Source organism: Collinsella sp. WCA1-178-WT-3 (M1), from assembly GCF_009696325.1.
Taxonomy (GTDB): domain Bacteria; phylum Actinomycetota; class Coriobacteriia; order Coriobacteriales; family Coriobacteriaceae; genus Collinsella.
Genome location: NZ_VUME01000015.1, coordinates 23,417 through 40,529, shown reverse-complemented (window position 1 = coordinate 40,529; position 17,113 = coordinate 23,417). Strand labels below are relative to the sequence as shown.

Below are 17,113 nucleotides of genomic sequence, written 5' to 3'. Positions count from 1 at the left end.
CCCTCTACGGGGCAGGGGCTGACGGCCGTCCGGGGCGGTCGGCCAGCGACCACCGGTACGGCTCAATCGTATAGCCGTGCAACGGAAAAGAGCCGCCCTTTCGGACGACTCAAACTGTAATGGGGCTTTTTTAGCTACGGCGTTCCGTTAGCTTGACCAGTCTTTTTGGGACGGGGCTAAATTAGCTGTTTTTGGATTAGGGCTCAGTTGCGATTTGTTGATTCATCGATATTGGGATGGAGAACCAGCTAATTTAGCCCCGTCCCAAAAAGACTGTTCCTCCACCACCTCCCAAATCATCCTTACAAAACGAGGCCCTGGCCAAACGGCCAGGGCCTCACCACTTCTTTTCAGGCTGCGAGAAAAGACCGTGTGCGCAGGCGCTCCCCGAGGGAGACGGGGGTGTTTGCTCCGCGCGCAGTTTCGCAGCGAAGCGAGAATGTTTGAGCACGGAGTAAACACCCCGTCTCCCTCGGGGAGCTCCGTTGGGAGCGTAGGGGATGTTTTGAGCTACTCCAGCTCAAACGCTCCGGTATAGAGCTGGTAGTAATATCCGCGCTTGGCGATCAGCTCGTCGTGGTTGCCACGCTCGATGATGCGGCCGTGATCCAGGCAGATGATTGCGTCGGCGTTGCGCACGGTGGACAGGCGGTGCGCGATGACAAACGTCGTGCGGCCCTCCATGAGCTTATCCATGCCCGCTTGCACGATGGCCTCGGTGCGGGTGTCGATGCTCGACGTGGCCTCGTCCAGAATCATTGCCGGCGGATCGGCGACGGCAGCGCGTGCGATCGAAATCAGCTGGCGCTGGCCCTGCGACAGCTGGGCGCCGTTGCCGGTGAGCATGGTGTCGTAGCCGTCGGGCAGGCGGGTGATAAAGTCGTCGGCGCCCGCGAGCTTGGCCGCCGCGATGCACTCCTCGTCGGTGGCGTCCAGGTTGCCGTAGCGGATGTTGTCCATCACAGTGCCGGTGAACAGGTTCACGTCCTGCAGCACCACGCCCAGCGAGCGACGCAGGTCGGACTTGCGAATCTTGTTGACGTTGATGCCGTCGTAGCGGATCTTGCCGTCGGCGATGTCATAGAAGCGGTTGATGAGGTTGGTGATGGTCGTCTTGCCCGCGCCGGTGGCACCGACAAACGCGACCTTCTGGCCCGGCTTGGCAAACACGGACACGCCGTGCAGCACCTCGTGGTCGGGCGTGTAGCCAAAGTCGACGTTGTCCATGACCAGGTCGCCGCGCAGCGGTACGTACTCGATCTTGCCGGTTGCACGGTGCGGGTGTTTCCATGCCCACATGCCGGTGTGGTGGTCGGCCTCCTCGAGCTGCCAGGTCTCGGGGTTCACCTGCGCGTTGACGAGCGTCACGTAGCCTTCGTCGGCCTCGGGCTCCTCGTCGATGAGCTCAAAGATGCGGTCGGCGCCGGCGAGACCCATGACCACGGCGTTGATCTGCTGCGAGATCTGACCGATCTGTCCGCAGAACTGCTTGGTCATGTTGAGGAACGGCACCACGACGGCGATGGACAGCGTCATGCCCGAGATGCTCAGGTTGGGCACGCCCAGCGCCAGGAAAATGCCGCCCGCCAGCGCGACCAGCACGTAGAGCAAGTCGCCCAGGTTCCCGAGGATCGGCATGAGGATGTTGGCGTACATGTTGGCCTTCTGCGAGACCTCGAAGAGCTTCTCGTTGCGCTCGTCAAAATCGGCCTCGGCAGCGGACTCGTGACAGAACGCCTTGACGACTTTCTGGCCGTTCATGACTTCCTCGATATGGCCCTCGACCACGCCGAGCTCGGTCTGCTGCGCGATAAAGAAGCGCGCGGAGTTGGAGCCGAGCAGCTTGGTCATAAAGGTCATAAAGGCGACGCCGGCAATGATGACCAGGCACATCCACACGCTGTAATACAGCATGATGAAGAACACGGTGACGATGACGATGATCGTCATGAGCAGGTTGGGCAGCGATTGGCTGATCATCTGACGCAGCGTGTCGATGTCGTTGGTGTAGTGGCTCATGATGTCGCCGCGCTGGTGCGTGTCGAAGTAGCGAATCGGCAGGTCCTGCATGCGGTTGAACATCTTTTCGCGCAGCTTCTCGAGCGAGCCCTGCGTGATGACGGCCATGGCGCGGTTCCAGAAGAGCGAGGAGGCGACGCCCACGGCGTAGATGCAGCCGAGGGTGGTCACGAGCTTCAGAATCTTGGGCTGCGCGGCCGTCCAGTCGCCCGACTGCCACGATTCGCTAATGACCTGCAGCGCGCTCTGGAGAAACGTCGCGCCGATGGAGTTGATGATGGCGCAGAGCACAACGCCGGCGACGACGAGGGGCAAAAGCACCGGGTAGAAGCCAAAGAGCATCTTGATCAGGCGCGTCATGGTGCCGCCCTTGCGGTTGCGCGCGCGCTCGGCGGTAGCGGCCTTACTCATGTGCCTCGCCTCCTTCCTGAGTCTGAGCTTGCGGTGCGGATGCCTCGGTGTCGGCTGCGGCGGTCTCGCCCGCGTCCTCGCCTTCGGCACTCATCTTATTTTGCGAGGTAAAGGTCTCGCGGTAGATCTCGCTCGTCTTGAGCAGCTCATCGTGGTTGCCGATGTCCTTGATGCGGCCGCCCTCCATGACGATGATGCGGTCGGCGTCCTGAACGGAGCTGATGCGCTGGGCGATGATGAGCTTGGTCGTGTTGGGCAGGTAGCTCGCCAGGCCCTCGCGGATCTTGGCGTCGGTCTTGGTGTCGACGGCGCTCGTGGAGTCGTCCAGGATCAAGATCTTGGGGCGACGCAGCAGGGCACGCGCGATGCACAGGCGCTGCTTCTGGCCGCCGGAAACGTTGGAGCCGCCCTGCTCGATCCAGGTGTCGTAGCCCTTGGGGAAGCCGTCGACAAACTCGTCGGCGCAGGCCAGATGTGCGGCCTCGCGGACTTCCTCGTCGGTGGCGTTCGGGTCGCCCCAGCGCAGGTTCTCGGCGATGGTGCCGCTAAACAGCACGTTTTTCTGCAGGACCATGGCTACCTGGTGGCGCAGCGCGTCCAGGTCGTAGTCGCGCACGTCCACGCCGCCGACGCGCACGGTGCCCTCCGTGACATCGTACAGACGGGCGATCAGGTTCACGAGCGTCGACTTGGCCGAGCCGGTGCCACCGATAATGCCGATGGTCTCGCCGCTCTTAATATGCAGGTCGATATCGTCGAGCGCCTGGCGCTTCGCATGCGCGGAATACTTAAAGCTCACGTGATCGAAGTCGATGGAGCCGTCGGCAACCTCGTGCACGGGCTCGGTCGGGTTAGCGATCGTGGGCTCGGCGGCCAGCACCTCGGTAATGCGGTGCGCCGACTCATCTGCCATGGTCACCATGACAAAGATCATCGACAGCTGCATTAGGCTCATCAGAATCTGGAAGCCGTAGGTAAAGATGGAGGAGAGCTGGCCCACATCGAACAGGGTGCCCTGGCTCGTGATGATGAGCTTGGAGCCCAGGTAGATGATGACGACGAACGCGCCGTTGACGCAGATGTTCATCATGGGGTTGTTGAAGGCGAGCAACTTCTCGGCGCGGGTGAAGTCCATCTGGACGTCGCGCGCGGCGGTGGCGAACTTCTCCTTCTCGTAGTCCTGGCGCACGTAGCTCTTGACCACGCGCATGCCGGTGACGTTTTCCTCGACCGATTCGTTGAGCGCGTCGTACTTGCGGAACACGCGGGTAAAGATCGGGCGCACCTTATAGATGATAAAGAACAGGCCAAAGCCCAGCAGCGGAATGATGACCAGGTAGACCATGGCGACGCTGCCGCCCATGGCGTATGCCATGGTAAAGGCAAAGACCAGCACCAGCGGCGAGCGCACGGCGATGCGGATGAGCATCATAAAGGCCTGCTGCACGTTGTTGATGTCGGTGGTGAGGCGCGTGACGAGCGAGGAGGTCGAGAACTCGTCGATGTTGGCGAAGCTGAACGTCTGGATCTTGTAGAACAGGTCGCGACGCAGGTTCTTGGCAAAGCCGCAGCTGGCATGGCTGCAGGTGATGCCCGCGGCGGCGCCAAAGGCGAGTGACGTCAGTGCGATGAGTACGAGAAGGCCGGCGGTGGGCAGCATCTCGGTAACGGCAGTGCCGTCCTTGATGGCGTCGATCATGTCGGCGGTGATAAACGGGATCATCATCTGGCAGATTACCTCGCCAAGCACCAGCAGCGGCGTAGCGATCGTGACCTTCATGTAATCGCGGATGCTGCCCATGAGGGTTTTAATCATCCAGTTCCTCCCAGGTTTTGCGGATTTTATCGAGCATTTCGGCGAGCTGCTCGCGCTCGTCGTGGGTGAGCGCGCTAAAGGCCCGTTCTCTAAAGCGGATGCGGGCCGCCTGGTCGATGCGGGCGTTTTCCCGGCCGGTTTCGGTCAGGCGAATGGTGAGTTGCCGTCGATCCTTGGGGTTACGGCTGCGCTCAATGAGGCCGTTGAGCTCGAGCTTGGACAGGATCTCGGAAAGCGACCCCGGCTTGAGGCCGAAGTGCATGCCGAGTTCCTGCTGCGACATCTCGCCGCCGGGCTGCTTGGCCAGTAGGCAGATGATGGGCGCCTTGCCGGACACGCCTCCGCCATGAAAATGCATGTAATGGCCGCAAAAGCCCAGGTTATTGAGGATGCGCTTGGCAAGCTTGTCTTCCGAGCTAACCGCTTCGGATACATCCGCCGGCTGTGACGGGTCGCCGCCGGGCTCGTGCGAACAAAGGCTAAGAGGTTCATCGCACATAAATTAGTGCTGCTCCTTTCTTTAGTTAGGTAGTGGAATTGTTTTGTGCCTAACCAATTTAGGAGCGTGAGAAATCAAAGTCAAGGTACCAAACTAGTGGTTACGCGGTTTTACCAAACCGCGTAACGGCTCGACGCTGCAAACCCGCCAGAGCGGCAATCTGCCTTTCAACTTCGGCGGCATGACCAGAAGGTCAATGCCGCCTCGTTTCAAGGCACCTTGCTCACTCTGGCGGGTTTTCGCTGACTTCGCCAAAACATCGGCGTTGCCCTTGTTGGGATAGTCGTTGGGGACGTTCTTGTTTGACTAGTCGTTTAAGAACGTCCCCAACGACTAACTTAAAAACTATGCCGGATTACGGGGCTGAATGACGGATTGCCGACCATGCCGAAATTGGTAAAAAGAAAACCGCAGGTAGAAGGTTCGCTATGATTTGAAAATAAGGGGTGTGGTTGGCTCATTCAGGTTCAGCCCCGTAATCCGGCATAGTTTTGAAATGGCACTGAATAAGTGGCGGCAAATGAGCCGCAATGAAGCAAGCTAGCCCCTCGTTTCCGAAACCTTTCCGCAACAATTTGCCCTTCGTGCCGCTCGACTCCGCTCGCAACGTCCCCTGCGCTACACTTAGTTGCACTGTGGCGCCGTTGCGCCGCGCCCGATCCAAGGGGGACACTCATGAAGAGCACTCAGCTGTTGCTGATCAACGATATGTGCGGCTACGGCAAGGTCGCGCTTTCCGCCATGCTGCCGGTGCTGTCGCACATGGGTTACCGTATCCACAATCTGCCGACGGCACTTGTGTCCGATACGCTCAACTATCCCAAGTTCTACATCCACGACACCACGGAGTACGTGCGTCAGAGTCTTGCCGTCTGGGAAGAACTCGGCTTTGAGTTCGACGCCATCTCGACCGGCTTTATCGTGACCGAGGAAGAGGCGCGCATCATCTCGGACTTTTGCCACCGCCGTGCGCAAAAGGGCACCAAGGTGTTCGTCGACCCCATCATGGGCGACAACGGCAAGCTCTATGCGGGCGTGCCCGAGTCCACGATTAGCCTTATGCGGCACCTGCTGGAGTGCGCAGACTACGCGGTGCCCAACTATACCGAGGCGTGCCTGCTTGCCGATAGGCCTATTGCCGAGCAAATTACGCCCGAAGAGGCCCGCGCCCTTGTGGACGCCGTGCGCGAGCTGGGTGCCAAGTCGGTGGTCATTACGAGCACCGTGGTCAATGGCACGAACGCGGTTATCGGTTACGACCATGTAGCGGGGGAGTACTTTACGATTCCCTTTGAGCTCATTCCGGTCTATTTCCCGGGCACGGGCGATACGTTCTCGGCAGTGCTCGTCGGCCGCGTTATGGCAGGTTGGAGTCTGCAGCGCGCGACGTCCGATGCCATGCGTGTGGTGGCCGAGCTTATCGAGCGTAATGCCGACCAAGAGGACAAGTCGGCCGGTCTTCCCATCGAGGCCTGCTTGGATGTGATTGACCATGAGTAATGCTGGCGAGGGCGACATCAGGCCTGTGGGCGAGAACAAGCCGCTCGGCGCGCCGCGTGGCAAGCGTCCGCGTATCCGCGTGAGCTGCGTGGACCAGCTGGGGACGTGCCGCTGCCACCATGGTCACAAGCCGGGCGACGTCTTCGACTTCGACCGCGATCGCGGCAAGATGTGCGCCATGGCCTGTCACGTTGGCTTTCCCTATATCGACATTCTGCGCTATGGCGGAACTGTGCCCGGCAACGAGCCCGGCACGGCAAAGTTCTGCTGCCCCGAGGTCGATACGCTGAACGTCTGGCTTGCCGAGATCGTCGACGAGTAGTTGAGCGCAATGTGGCAAAGGGACAGTCCATTTGCCACGTTCGCCGGTGGTGCCCCTTCTTTTTCGCTTATAATCTCAAAACTCTGCATTTCATCCGATTTTAGGTTCTAAAAATTCTGCGTTTCATCGATAATTAAGCGTATAAAACTTTGCATTTCATTTGATGACACTGAGGGGAAGCCTATGCTGCGCAGGAAAATAGCGGCAGAGCTGGAGCGTTGGCTGAAGTCTTCCGAGCAAAAGGCCTTGTTCATTACGGGTTCTCGCCAGATTGGCAAAAGCTATTCGATTCGCGCATTTGGCAAAGCCAACCATGCAACCTACATCGAGCTTAACCTTATGGAAAACCGCCAGGCAAAAGATGCTCTTCTCGAGGCGCGGGATGCCGATGATTTCATCAGCAGGGTGACGCTTCTTTCGGGAAAGTCGATTGCGCCAGGCAAAACACTCGTGTTTATCGATGAGGTCCAAGAGGCCCCCGACATCATGACGATGGCAAAGTTCCTTGTTGAGGACGGGAGGTGCCGTTGGGCGTTTTCGGGGTCAATGCTCGGGACTCAGTTCAAGGGCGTCAGGTCCTATCCCGTGGGGTATGTCCACGAGCTTAGGATGTTCCCGCTCGATTTTGAGGAGTTTTGCTGGGCAATCGGGGTGAGCGAGGGGGCTCGCCAAACGATACGTGACGCGTGTATCAGCGAGAGGCCCATTCCTGATTACATTCATGACGCGATGATGGCAAACTTCAGGACCTATACCGTTGTCGGCGGAATGCCGGAGGTCGTGCAGCGTTTCCTTGACACGCAGGGCGACCTTGCCTCTGTTCGTCAGCTACAGTCAGAGCTCAACGAACAGTACCGGCGGGATATCTCCAGGTATGCAAGCGGGCGAGCCCTTCAGGTGCAGAGCATCTACGATCAGCTCCCTATTATGCTCGAGGGCGAAAACAAGCGCTTCGTGCTCAATTCCATTGACCCCAAGGCTCACTACGAGAAGTATCAGCGAGATTTTGTATGGCTTGTCGATGCCGGCGTTGCTCTCAAAGCCGATATCGTAACCGAGCCAAAATCGCCCCTGTTCAAGACGGCACGGCCATCGCAGTTCAAGCTCTATCAATCGGATACGGGCATGTTGATGGCGCGCTACCCCGTTGGAGTCGCCCAAGCGACGTATCTTGATAGCAAGGAGCCCAATCTGGGCGGCATTTACGAAAACGTGGTGGCCCAGCAGCTGGCTGCCCAAAATCGCCAGCTTTACTACTATCAGACAAAAAAGCGCGGTGAAGTGGACTTTGTGGTCGATGGACCGGATGGGACGGCTGTTCCGATCGAGGTTAAATCGGGCTCCTATTACCACGCGCACGCAGCGCTCGGTCATGTGCTTGATACGGCTGAATATGGCGTAAGGCTCGGGATTGTTTTCTCGAGAGGCAACGTTGAGCGCAACGGAGCAGTTCTCTATTTGCCGCTATATGCGACCTGGGCCCTTTCGGATGTTTTGGGCGACTCCTGCGCCGAGGGGATAAAGCTGGAGGTCAAACCGGTCTAGGGCTAGTCCATTTGCCACATTCATGAGCGTGGGTTTTCTCCCGTTTAGAGCGCACTTGAACGCTCAAAGTGGGAGAAAACCCACGATCATTTTTCATGTGGAAGATTATCCGCGCTTGTTTCGCGCCGAAGGCGTGGCCCGCGACCTCGCTTGCCTACAGCTGCTCGAGCATGGCCGTGCAGCCGGCGAGCACGTCGCGGTACGTGGCATCGAAATTGCCGGTGTACCAGGGATCGGCCACGTCGCCGGGGCGCTCGGTCCAATCGAGCAAGCGCGTAATCTTGCCGTCGGGGTCGTCGCCAAAGATGCGACGCAGGCCACGCGCGTTCTCGTCGTCCATATAGACGATGTGGCCCCAGTCGCCATATTCCGCGCGACGCACCTGGCGTGCGCGGTGGGCAACGACGGGAATCCCGACTTCGCGCAGCTTGGCAACGGTGCCGTGGTGTGGCGGGTTGCCAAGCTCCTCGGTCGAGGTCGCGGCGGAATCGATGACAAACTCCGCCTCGCGCCCGGCGCGGCGCACGAGCTCGGTAAACACCGACTCAGCCATCGTCGAGCGGCAGATGTTTCCATAGCAGATAAAAAGAATGCGTTGCATATGCGGTTTCCTTTCTAGGCGGTCGCGCAGGGCTTACAGACTGCTCTTGAGGCAGTTTGCTCCAATAAAGCCCGCTGCGTACAAGGGGAGGTGGCGTAGCTCGCGCCCGTCATCGGTTTCGCTGCGGGAAAAATTGTTCTCGGACAAAATGTAGGCGTATGGCGATCGGGCTTTGTCCATAAACGACCCGAGGGTTCTCGCGCGCACGTTACGTGCGGACTTTACCTCGACGGGCACAATTTCCATACGGTCGGTCTGAAGTAGAAAATCGAGCTCGCCGGTCGTCTTCCAAGACGACGGCGGCACCCAATAATACGTCTGCAGACCATTGCCCGAAAATGCCTGCATGACTGAGTTTTCCGCCAGGGCGCCTCGGAAGTCGGAAGACAGCGCTATGGCGGATTCCTCTTTGAGGTCGAGCCAGAGCCTCGGGTTGATGCCGAGTTTGTAGAACATGAGGCCGGTATCGAGAAGATAGACCTTAAAGAAACTTCCATCTTCGTCGTCGAAGGGAACGAGGGGAGGCTCGATGCCTTCGGTCAGGTTGTTGACCGATATGATGCCGGCGCCTTCGAGCCAGTCGAGCGGCTCGATAAGCTTGGCACGACGGCCTCCGCGTTCGACCTCGGAGTACTTGAATTTTTTTGTGGACGATCTCAGCAGCTGGGATGGAATGGAGCGCCAGACCTTGCGCGCCGCCACGCCGCTGATCCCGTTTTCTGGGTCGGTCATGTCGGCGGTATAGGTCTCGTCGATTTCGCGCTGCTCGACGCGCGCATCCTCGATGGATAACGTCTTGCGATATGCGTTGACGGCGGCGGGCATGCCGCCCACGATCTGGTATCGATGAAACAGGCTGAGCGCGGCTTGGTGCGCGGCGTAGGTCTCGAGCGTGCCGGCGTGGGTACGAATGGCATCGGCCATCTGCTCTTCATCGAGCGCCCAGAGAAACTCCTCGAACGACATGGGATGCATGGTCTCTTGACGAACGCCGCTGGGAAAAGGCAACTTGCGCTTGCGCGTGGCGACACCGAGTTGGCTGCCGGTCGCGCATATGCGCCAGCCCGAACCCGAGAAAAAGCGAAGCGAGTTGAGCGCCCGTTCGCAGAGCTGCACCTCGTCAAACAGGATGAAGGCGGTTTCCTTGCGAATGGGGGTGCGTTTATAGTCTGAAATCCGCGCCACGATGGTGTCAACGTCGTCGGTGGGACAGTCGAACAGCGGAGCGATCAGTTCAAGATCGGTCTGAAAGTCGAGTTTGACAAACGCATCGCCGGCGATTCGCCTGCCGATTTCCTCGGCAGCGTACGTTTTGCCTACGCGTCGCGCACCACGGATGAGGAGGGGGCGTGAGGCATCCTTTGTCGCCCATGATTCGATAACGGATTCGATTGATCTGCGCATGGGGCCGCCTTTCCAATTTCGTGTACTTCAGATACATAGTTTAGTACGATTTCGTATACTTAAAATACACGAAATCGTAGAAAAGCGTGTATCTGAAATACACGAAATTGCACTGTCGAAGCTTGCAGGCGGATAGACACTACTCGTATGGGACGGTTTTCACCGGTTGCTCGCCACCTTGGGCTATGTTCGCCCCTATGCCTGCATCCGGGGCTGTGTTGATTGACGACGGCGTTCCCAGCGGGCGAGCTTAATCGTCACCAGCGTGAGCGCCCAGGCCACAAGCGAGAACGCGGCGCCCACTGCGCCCACGTACGCAATGCCAATGTTGCTTACCACGGCTCCGCCTACCGCGGTGCCGAACGAGATGCCGACGTTAAACCCATGGGCTTAACCGAGCTTGCGAGTACCATCGACTTGGGATGGCGGCGGCGTGCCACGTCCATGAAGTGCGTGAAGCATGACACCGAGAACAGGCACATGAGCGGCGCCAAGCTCATGTGACAAAGAGGCAGTCCCTTTGTCGCAGGCTGCGCTTGCCTGTATAGTCGCAATACAGGCGAAGATGGTCTCAGGTACCTCGCGGGCGACAGGGGATCCCATGGGTATGCACACGACAAAGATTGCAGTGGGCGAGGGCAAGTTTGCGCTCGTGGCCCAGCTGACGGTGACGCCGCGAGGTATGGCGGTGTACGCCTGCTCGCCGGAGTTCGCGCACCTGGGATGAGGGCGGCGCAGGCGCCGAGGTCGTGGCGGTCGATGCCGCGACCGGCGAGACGCTCAGCCCCGTCGACCGCATCGAGGCCCATGTCGGCGAGGGTATTCTGCATCAGGCATTTCTGACGCTTCTGGTAGAGGGCCGGGGCGAAGACGCGCGCCTGCTGCTCTGTCGCCGCAGTCCGCTCAAGCGCCTGTGGGGCGGGGTGCTGGCCGATAGCTGCGCCGGCCATCCGCTTCCCGGGGAAGACGTCGCGGCCGCCACGGCGCGCCGCATTAACGAAGAGCTTGGCATTACGCGCGAGCCCGATCAGCTCGAGCACCTCGGACACGTGGTGTACCGCGAGGCCCCCTCTATTCGCGCTGCCCTCCAGATGTGACAAAGGGACAGTCCGTTTGTCACATTCAATGCCTTAGAAACTTGCAATTTTTTCAAGTCTCTAAGGTAACATCTTATAAACTTGCAAAAACTGCAAGTTTATAAGATTTCATGTCTGGTCGGGCGCTAGGGAGACTCTATGGATATCGTTCGCCGAAGCCGTTATCTTGATCGACTCATTGCTTTTCAGGATACCGACCTCATCAAAATCGTGACGGGCATACGCCGTTGTGGCAAATCAACGTTATTGGACATGATGAGGGACTATCTGGCGCAACAGGGGGTGCCAGCCGAGCGTTTGCTGACCTTTAAGATGGAATCTCTAGAGTACGCGGGAATTACGGATTATCTGACGTTTTATCGTATGGTTCGGGAGCGCATCGACGGCATCGATCATCCCTACCTGTTCTTTGACGAGCTCCAGAATGTCGAGGGTTGGGAAAAGGCGGTCAACTCGCTCCGAGTGGATTTGCCGTGCGATATCTATGTCACGGGCTCCAATGCCTTTTTGCTATCGAGCGAGCTCGCAACGCTTATCTCGGGCCGATATGTCGAGGTCAAGATGCAGCCTCTCACGTTTGGCGAATATCTTGATTTTCGCTCGATTGATGCGGTCGCCGCTGAAGGGCTTGGTGAGAGGGTCGAACTTGTTTCCAAGACGGGCGATCGCCTTAATTCAAATACCGTGCTTGAGCAGTACATAACCTATGGCGGCATGCCGTTTCTGGCCCATGATGAGCCGAGACGTGAGCTGTGTCGCGACTATATCCGTAGCCTCTACCAGACGATCGTCGCGCGCGATATCCTGTCGCGTGTGACGCGTAGGGGTCGCGGAGCTATCACCAAGCGCGATGTTCTCGAGCGGCTCTGTGCGTATCTGGCAGACAACATCTCCAACCAAACCTCGGTCAACACAATCGTAGGGACGCTCAACGAATCAGCGGGCGGTAAGACCAACGCATCGACGGTGTCGGCATATATTGACGCTCTGGAAGAGACGTACCTGTTTACCAAAGTAAAAAGGTATGACATCAAGGGGCGGAAGCTTCTTAAGACAGGCGGTGAATATTACATAGCTGATACGGGAATTCGCAGCTATCTTGACGGATATAGAGGTAGCGATAGCGGAAGGATGCTCGAGAACGTTATCTACAACCAGCTTGTCTTTGAAGGATACGAAGTGTTTTGCGGCCATCTACGCGCGGGGGAAATCGACTTTGTCGCAATCGGCGGGGGATCAGACCGCAAATATATCCAGGTTACCGAACGGATCGATGCCGAGGCGACGAGGGAACGCGAGCTGCGACCGCTCAAGCTAAGCACGCTAGGAAAAATTCCTGATTCGTATGAGAAGATCCTGATTGTCAGGGATGGCGACCATCCAACGGACATCGATGGCATCAGAATCGTGGGGGCAGTCGACTTCTTGTTGAGAAATAAGATTACCCGCGGCTAAACGTAAACAGATCCGTTTCGATGCGACAAAGGAGCAGTCCTTTTCGCATTCCGTGCGAGCCCTCGTGCCGTCTGGGGGTATAAGGCTAGCAAGTGTTTATTTGCGAGGCCTAAGGGGCGCCCCGTATGGATATCGATAACTTTGAATGGTGGTATAGCGAGGGCGAGGTTCCGGACGAGGAGTGGGACGAGCCCGCGCCGCATGACGTGTCGAGCGACGAGGACGAGAGCGGCGACGATGCCGTCGAGACGGACGCCGCTTCCGACTCGGCCGAACCCCTAACCTTTGAACAGGCCTGGGCCCAGGCTGAGGCCGACGAGGCAAAGGCCGACGCCACGGCCACACTGGGTGAGCCGGCCGACATGTCCATCTCGCCGGCAAGGACCCCACAGCCGCGTCACACTATCGACCCCGACAGCACGGCATCCTTTAGCATTCTCGACGTGCCCGCGCAGGGCGCCCAGGCGCCTGCGCCCACGCATCGCCCCGATCTGGCTCGCGAGGAAGGCGCGGGCCGGCGCTCTCCGCTCGGCCCCATCCTCATCGCCTTCATGGCCGGCGTTATCGCCTGCTCGGCAATCGGCAGCGTTTGGAGCCATGTTGAGCAGCAGCGCCAAGACGCCGCCAAGGTCGAGATCTCCGTCGAACAATCGCTCAGCCGTACGCGCTCGGTGCATGTGTCGGTCGAGGTCAAGGACGGCGCGACGTGGGATACCGCGCGCGGCGACAGCCAGATGCTCATCCATATCGTAGGCCGCACGCTCAAGGGACAAGCGATCGACGAGCACCAATACGTCAATTCCGAAGGTGACGGTATCGAGCTCAAGCCCGGCGACTACGAACTTACGGTCGATGAGCCACCTGTCGCCACCGACGGCACGCGTTTTCGTGCCTCGAAAAGAATGGTTCCCGCGAGCTTTAACTCGCGGGCGCCCGATACGGTCGACACCACCTCGCAGGGCGGGTTTGACCTTTACGTGGATACCCAGTAGGCGCTCGCCGCCCATTTCCGCTATGGCTACTCAATAATCGCCTGCCGTCCCGTCCCGCCGCCAAGAGTGGGACAATAGTCCTCGACACTATTGTTTACTTTTGGAGGAAGTAGCATGTCTACCGTCACTACCATCAGGCGCGGCGGCCTCACCGCGGCCATCGATTCCATGGGCGCCCAGCTCACGAGCCTTGCCCTCAACGGCAACGAGTATCTGTGGCAGGGCGATCCCGCTTTTTGGGGCAAGCATGCGCCCATCCTGTTCCCCATTGTGGGCTCGCTGCGCAACAACACGGCGACGTCTGCGGCCGGCAGCTGCGAGATGGCGCGCCACGGCATCGCGCGTATCGTGGAGCACAAGCTGGTCGAGGTGTCGGGGGACGGTTCGTCCGTCACCTACGAGATTACCGATACGCCCGAGTCGCTCAAGGCCTTCCCGTTTCACTTTAAGCTCAACATGACCTATGCCCTGACTGGCGACGCCACTCTTACGCAGACCTTTGCCGTCACCAACACCGGCGACGTGGACCTGCCGTTTTCGGTGGGCGGCCACCCCGCATTTAACGTGCCCGTTCCCGGTGCCGAGGACGAGGCGTTCGAGGATTACGAGCTGGCGTTTACCGAGGCTTGGACTAACGAGGCGCCCATCATCACGCCCGATGGCCTTATGACGTTCGAGGGAAGCTACAAGGCTCCCGATAACTCGGACGTGCTGCCCATCACACACCGTAGCTTCGACAACGACGCCATCATGTTCACCGATACCCCGGGCTCCACGCTCACGCTGCGCAGTCGCAAGTCGGGCCACGGCGTCAAGATTGACTTTGAGGGCTTTAAGTACATTGGCGTGTGGTCTGCCGCCAACGACGCCCCGTTCGTGGCGCTCGAGCCTTGGACCGGACATACCACCATGGACACCGAGGACGACGTCTTCGAGCACAAGGTCAACACCATCACCTTGGCTCCCGGCGCCACCGACAAGCGCGCCTTCGAGGTTACGCTGCTCTAGAGGTTCCGCCGTTCTAACGAACGGCGGACCGGTCGACGCTGCGCGCCACCCAGAGCGACAATTTGTCATTCAAAAGGCAAGGCATGACCAGAAGGTCTATGCCTTGCCTTTTTCATGCCAACTTGTTCGCTCTGGGTGGCGCTCGCTGGCATTGCCGAATCATCGACGTCCCCAACGACTGTCCCCGATGACTACTTGTTTGACCAGTCGTTTAAGAACGTCCCCAACGGCTACTAATCGTTTTCTGTTTGTTAATTTGTATATATGCATCTGCTGGAGGTAACGCTGAGCGGTATCCTGTTAAGTCATTAGCATACGATTCAACAGGGAAGGCAGATTATGCATTCTCTCCATCAGCGCGACGTACATCCACAGCCGGTGTGCAGCCGTCGCATCTTCTTGGGTAGCGCTCTTGCCGCGAGCGCTTCCGTCGTCGCCGGCGCGCTCGCCGGCTGTCAGCGCCCGTCCACGCTCAAGGTGGTTCAGCCCACGACGGGCGGCGGTCGCGATGACCTGTCCGATTCCGTGATCGGCAAGGATAAGATCCGCATCGGCATGGAGGCGGCCTACGCCCCGTACAACTGGCAGGTTTCCGAAGCCAGTGAGTACACCATCCCCATCGACAACGTACAGGGCGCCTATGCCGATGGCTACGACGTGCAGATCGCCAAGATCGTCTGCAAGGCCCTCGGTGGCGAGCCCGTTGCCGTCAAGCAGAGCTTCTCGGGCCTTATCGATTCGCTCAACAACGGCCAGATCGACCTCATCATCGCCGGTATGAGCGCCACGCCCGAGCGTGAGGAGTCGGTCGGCTTCTCCGACCCGTACTTTATTGGCTACTTTGGCCTGTTCGTAAAAGAGGGTTCCCCCTACCAAAACGCCACCAAGCTCAGTGACTTCAGCGGCGCCACGGTGCTCGGCCAAAAGGACACCATGCTCGATACCGTCATCGACGAGATCCCGGGCGTCGTTCACAAAAACCCGGTCGACTCCGTCCCCACGGTGTTCTCGAACCTGCTGCAGGGCACCTGCGACGCCGTGACGTACAACACCGAAAACGAAAAGGGCTACATGGCCCAAAATCCCGGTATCGTCCCCATTCATTTTGCCGAGGGCGAGGGCTTTAAGCAGGAGGTCGCGGCAAACGTCGGCTGCCGCAAGGGCTCGGACAAGCTGCTTAAGCTCATCGACAAGACGCTCAAGGGCGTCAGCCAGGAGGAGCGCGACCAGATGTGGGACGCGTGCCTCGACCGTCAGCCGGCATAGGGAGGCAGCATGAAAGCCATCAATCGTCTGGTCTCCTTTATCAAAGCCGACCATCGTTATGTGTACCTGGGCACGAGCGTCATCGCAGCGCTCGGACTGGCGTTTAGCCAGCGCAACCCCACGCCGCTGAGCTTCCTGGCCCCCACGGGCGTGTTCCAAGATTGCCTTTGGGCGATCCTGTGGGCGTGGCTCGTCGTGTCGGCGGCGGCGCTGGTCACCAAGCTTATGCACTGGAGCGACTATCGCGAAAAGTCGCCGTTCGCATCCGAGCGTTTCCGTCGTGGAGCACGCTTGGGCAGCTACGTCGCGGTCGCCATCGCGGCAGTTTTCTTTATCGACCGCTGCGTCATGTCGTTTATCGACCTGGTGCAGGTGAGCATTGTCTCGGATTCCAACCCCAGTGACTTTTTGTCGAGCCTGGTCTACATGACCTACAAGAGCGGCGACTTCTTCATTCGCGGTATCGAGATCACCATCGCGCTTGCCACCTTCGGCACCGTTATCGCCTTTTTCCTGGCACTGCTCTTTGTGTTTTTGCGCATTCAGACCTTCGATCGCGTGGATAACGACCTGGTGCGCTTCTTTAAGAGCATCGGCCGCGGCTTTACGACCGTCTACTCCACCATCGTGCGCGGCACGCCCATGATGGTCCAGGGCCTGCTCATCTATTACGCGGGCTTCACCGTTTTGCGCGGCATGGGCTTCGAGACCGCCCAGGCCAACCAGATTTGGAGTACCTTTACCGCCGGCCTCGTCACCATCTCGCTCAACTCCACCGCCTATATGATGGAGGTCCTGCGCGGCGGCATCGAGTCCATCGACCCCGGTCAGGCCGAGGCGGCACGCTCGCTGGGTCTGTCGCAGTGGCAGGCTATGCGCAAAGTCGTGTTTCCCCAGGGCATTAAAAACGCGATTCCGGCGCTCACCAACGAGCTCATCATCAACATCAAGGACTCGTCGGTGCTCTCGGTCATCGGCGTGTTCGACCTCATGTACGCCACTACCACCGTCGCCGGCGTGTACTACCGCCAGATGGAGGTCTACTGCGTGGCGCTCGTGGTCTACCTAATCCTGACGCTCGTGGCGAGCCGCCTGCTCGAGGCCTTTGGCAAAAAGCTCGGCGCCGAGGCCCCGGCCACGCTGCCCAGCTCCAACTAGGCTCAAGACGAGGAGAATCA

16 protein-coding genes are annotated in these 17,113 nt (G+C 59.0%); 10 read left to right on the top strand and 6 right to left on the bottom strand.

All coding sequences use genetic code 11. From position 1 onward, the window contains the following. Positions 1–510: 510 nt before the first annotated feature. Genes FYJ40_RS08195 through FYJ40_RS08185 form a run of 3 tightly spaced genes read right to left on the bottom strand, consistent with a single transcriptional unit; the run spans position 511 to position 4,745 of the window. Positions 511–2,430 carry an ABC transporter ATP-binding protein gene (locus FYJ40_RS08195; protein WP_154518323.1) on the bottom strand — a complete coding sequence of 640 codons (1,920 nt, stop codon included), beginning with the start codon at positions 2,428–2,430 and terminating at the stop codon, positions 511–513. Continuing rightward, the gene (locus FYJ40_RS08190) at positions 2,423–4,246 is read right to left on the bottom strand and encodes an ABC transporter ATP-binding protein (RefSeq protein WP_229770734.1); all 1,824 of its coding nucleotides are present in this window, start codon (positions 4,244–4,246) and stop codon (positions 2,423–2,425) included. Before FYJ40_RS08190 ends, FYJ40_RS08195 begins: the two co-directional genes overlap by 8 nt. Next, a complete protein-coding gene (locus FYJ40_RS08185) occupies positions 4,239–4,745 on the bottom strand; it encodes a MarR family winged helix-turn-helix transcriptional regulator (protein ID WP_154518326.1) in 507 nt (168 codons plus the stop codon). Before FYJ40_RS08185 ends, FYJ40_RS08190 begins: the two co-directional genes overlap by 8 nt. Before the next feature lie 675 nt (positions 4,746–5,420). Here FYJ40_RS08185 and FYJ40_RS08180 point away from each other — a divergent pair. The 3 genes from FYJ40_RS08180 (at position 5,421) to FYJ40_RS08170 (ending at position 8,112) form a co-directional block, all read left to right on the top strand. Further along, positions 5,421–6,245, top strand: coding sequence for a PfkB family carbohydrate kinase (locus tag FYJ40_RS08180; RefSeq protein ID WP_154518329.1), 825 nt, complete (start codon positions 5,421–5,423; stop codon positions 6,243–6,245). Beyond that, positions 6,238–6,567, top strand: a complete 330-nt coding sequence (locus FYJ40_RS08175) for a TIGR04076 family protein (protein WP_154518332.1) — start codon at positions 6,238–6,240, stop codon at positions 6,565–6,567. Before FYJ40_RS08180 ends, FYJ40_RS08175 begins: the two co-directional genes overlap by 8 nt. 183 nt (positions 6,568–6,750) lie before the next feature. After that, positions 6,751–8,112: an ATP-binding protein gene (locus tag FYJ40_RS08170; RefSeq protein ID WP_154518335.1), complete on the top strand. Its 1,362-nt coding sequence runs from the start codon at positions 6,751–6,753 to the stop codon at positions 8,110–8,112. A gap of 154 nt (positions 8,113–8,266) precedes the next feature. Here the strand turns inward: FYJ40_RS08170 and FYJ40_RS08165 are convergent, their stop codons facing one another. From FYJ40_RS08165 to FYJ40_RS08955, 3 genes are all read right to left on the bottom strand, one after another. Then, positions 8,267–8,713 (bottom strand): low molecular weight protein-tyrosine-phosphatase, encoded by a 447-nt coding sequence (locus FYJ40_RS08165; RefSeq protein ID WP_154518338.1) that lies wholly within the window; start codon positions 8,711–8,713, stop codon positions 8,267–8,269. Positions 8,714–8,746: 33 nt separating this feature from the next. After that, on the bottom strand, positions 8,747–10,117 hold the full coding sequence (locus tag FYJ40_RS08160) for an ATP-binding protein (RefSeq protein ID WP_154518341.1): 1,371 nt from the start codon (positions 10,115–10,117) through the stop codon (positions 8,747–8,749). 195 nt (positions 10,118–10,312) lie between these two features. Beyond that, the gene (locus FYJ40_RS08955) at positions 10,313–10,456 is read right to left on the bottom strand and encodes a hypothetical protein (RefSeq protein ID WP_195838622.1); all 144 of its coding nucleotides are present in this window, start codon (positions 10,454–10,456) and stop codon (positions 10,313–10,315) included. A gap of 262 nt (positions 10,457–10,718) precedes the next feature. Here FYJ40_RS08955 and FYJ40_RS09155 point away from each other — a divergent pair, with 262 nt between their 5' ends. The 7 genes from FYJ40_RS09155 (at position 10,719) to FYJ40_RS08125 (ending at position 17,093) form a co-directional block, all read left to right on the top strand. Then, a complete protein-coding gene (locus FYJ40_RS09155) occupies positions 10,719–10,844 on the top strand; it encodes a hypothetical protein (RefSeq protein ID WP_255481761.1) in 126 nt (41 codons plus the stop codon). A 22-nt stretch (positions 10,845–10,866) separates the two neighbouring features. Further along, positions 10,867–11,214, top strand: coding sequence for an NUDIX domain-containing protein (locus tag FYJ40_RS09065; RefSeq protein ID WP_154518344.1), 348 nt, complete (start codon positions 10,867–10,869; stop codon positions 11,212–11,214). A 138-nt stretch (positions 11,215–11,352) separates the two neighbouring features. After that, entirely contained in the window at positions 11,353–12,669 is a 1,317-nt protein-coding gene (locus FYJ40_RS08145) for an ATP-binding protein (protein ID WP_154518347.1), read from the top strand. A 125-nt stretch (positions 12,670–12,794) separates the two neighbouring features. Further along, entirely contained in the window at positions 12,795–13,661 is an 867-nt protein-coding gene (locus tag FYJ40_RS08140; RefSeq protein WP_154518349.1) for a hypothetical protein, read from the top strand. A 114-nt stretch (positions 13,662–13,775) separates the two neighbouring features. Next, positions 13,776–14,669, top strand: a complete 894-nt coding sequence (locus tag FYJ40_RS08135; RefSeq protein WP_154518352.1) for an aldose 1-epimerase family protein — start codon at positions 13,776–13,778, stop codon at positions 14,667–14,669. Between the two features lie 339 nt (positions 14,670–15,008). After that, the gene (locus FYJ40_RS08130) at positions 15,009–15,935 is read left to right on the top strand and encodes a transporter substrate-binding domain-containing protein (protein ID WP_154518354.1); all 927 of its coding nucleotides are present in this window, start codon (positions 15,009–15,011) and stop codon (positions 15,933–15,935) included. 9 nt (positions 15,936–15,944) lie between these two features. Next, positions 15,945–17,093: an amino acid ABC transporter permease gene (locus FYJ40_RS08125; RefSeq protein WP_154518357.1), complete on the top strand. Its 1,149-nt coding sequence runs from the start codon at positions 15,945–15,947 to the stop codon at positions 17,091–17,093. Positions 17,094–17,113: the final 20 nt, after the last annotated feature.

Excerpts from the sequence above, each read along its gene's own strand:
- FYJ40_RS08195 (WP_154518323.1), bottom strand. The coding sequence starts at position 2,430 with ATGAGTAAGGCCGCTACCGCCGAGCGCGCGCGCAACCGCAAGGGCGGC.
- FYJ40_RS08190 (WP_229770734.1), bottom strand. The coding sequence starts at position 4,246 with ATGATTAAAACCCTCATGGGCAGCATCCGCGATTACATGAAGGTCACG.
- FYJ40_RS08185 (WP_154518326.1), bottom strand. The coding sequence starts at position 4,745 with ATGTGCGATGAACCTCTTAGCCTTTGTTCGCACGAGCCCGGCGGCGAC.
- FYJ40_RS08180 (WP_154518329.1), top strand. The coding sequence starts at position 5,421 with ATGAAGAGCACTCAGCTGTTGCTGATCAACGATATGTGCGGCTACGGC.
- FYJ40_RS08175 (WP_154518332.1), top strand. The coding sequence starts at position 6,238 with ATGAGTAATGCTGGCGAGGGCGACATCAGGCCTGTGGGCGAGAACAAG.
- FYJ40_RS08170 (WP_154518335.1), top strand. The coding sequence starts at position 6,751 with ATGCTGCGCAGGAAAATAGCGGCAGAGCTGGAGCGTTGGCTGAAGTCT.
- FYJ40_RS08165 (WP_154518338.1), bottom strand. The coding sequence starts at position 8,713 with ATGCAACGCATTCTTTTTATCTGCTATGGAAACATCTGCCGCTCGACG.
- FYJ40_RS08160 (WP_154518341.1), bottom strand. The coding sequence starts at position 10,117 with ATGCGCAGATCAATCGAATCCGTTATCGAATCATGGGCGACAAAGGAT.
- FYJ40_RS09155 (WP_255481761.1), top strand. The coding sequence starts at position 10,719 with ATGGGTATGCACACGACAAAGATTGCAGTGGGCGAGGGCAAGTTTGCG.
- FYJ40_RS08145 (WP_154518347.1), top strand. The coding sequence starts at position 11,353 with ATGGATATCGTTCGCCGAAGCCGTTATCTTGATCGACTCATTGCTTTT.
- FYJ40_RS08140 (WP_154518349.1), top strand. The coding sequence starts at position 12,795 with ATGGATATCGATAACTTTGAATGGTGGTATAGCGAGGGCGAGGTTCCG.
- FYJ40_RS08135 (WP_154518352.1), top strand. The coding sequence starts at position 13,776 with ATGTCTACCGTCACTACCATCAGGCGCGGCGGCCTCACCGCGGCCATC.
- FYJ40_RS08130 (WP_154518354.1), top strand. The coding sequence starts at position 15,009 with ATGCATTCTCTCCATCAGCGCGACGTACATCCACAGCCGGTGTGCAGC.
- FYJ40_RS08125 (WP_154518357.1), top strand. The coding sequence starts at position 15,945 with ATGAAAGCCATCAATCGTCTGGTCTCCTTTATCAAAGCCGACCATCGT.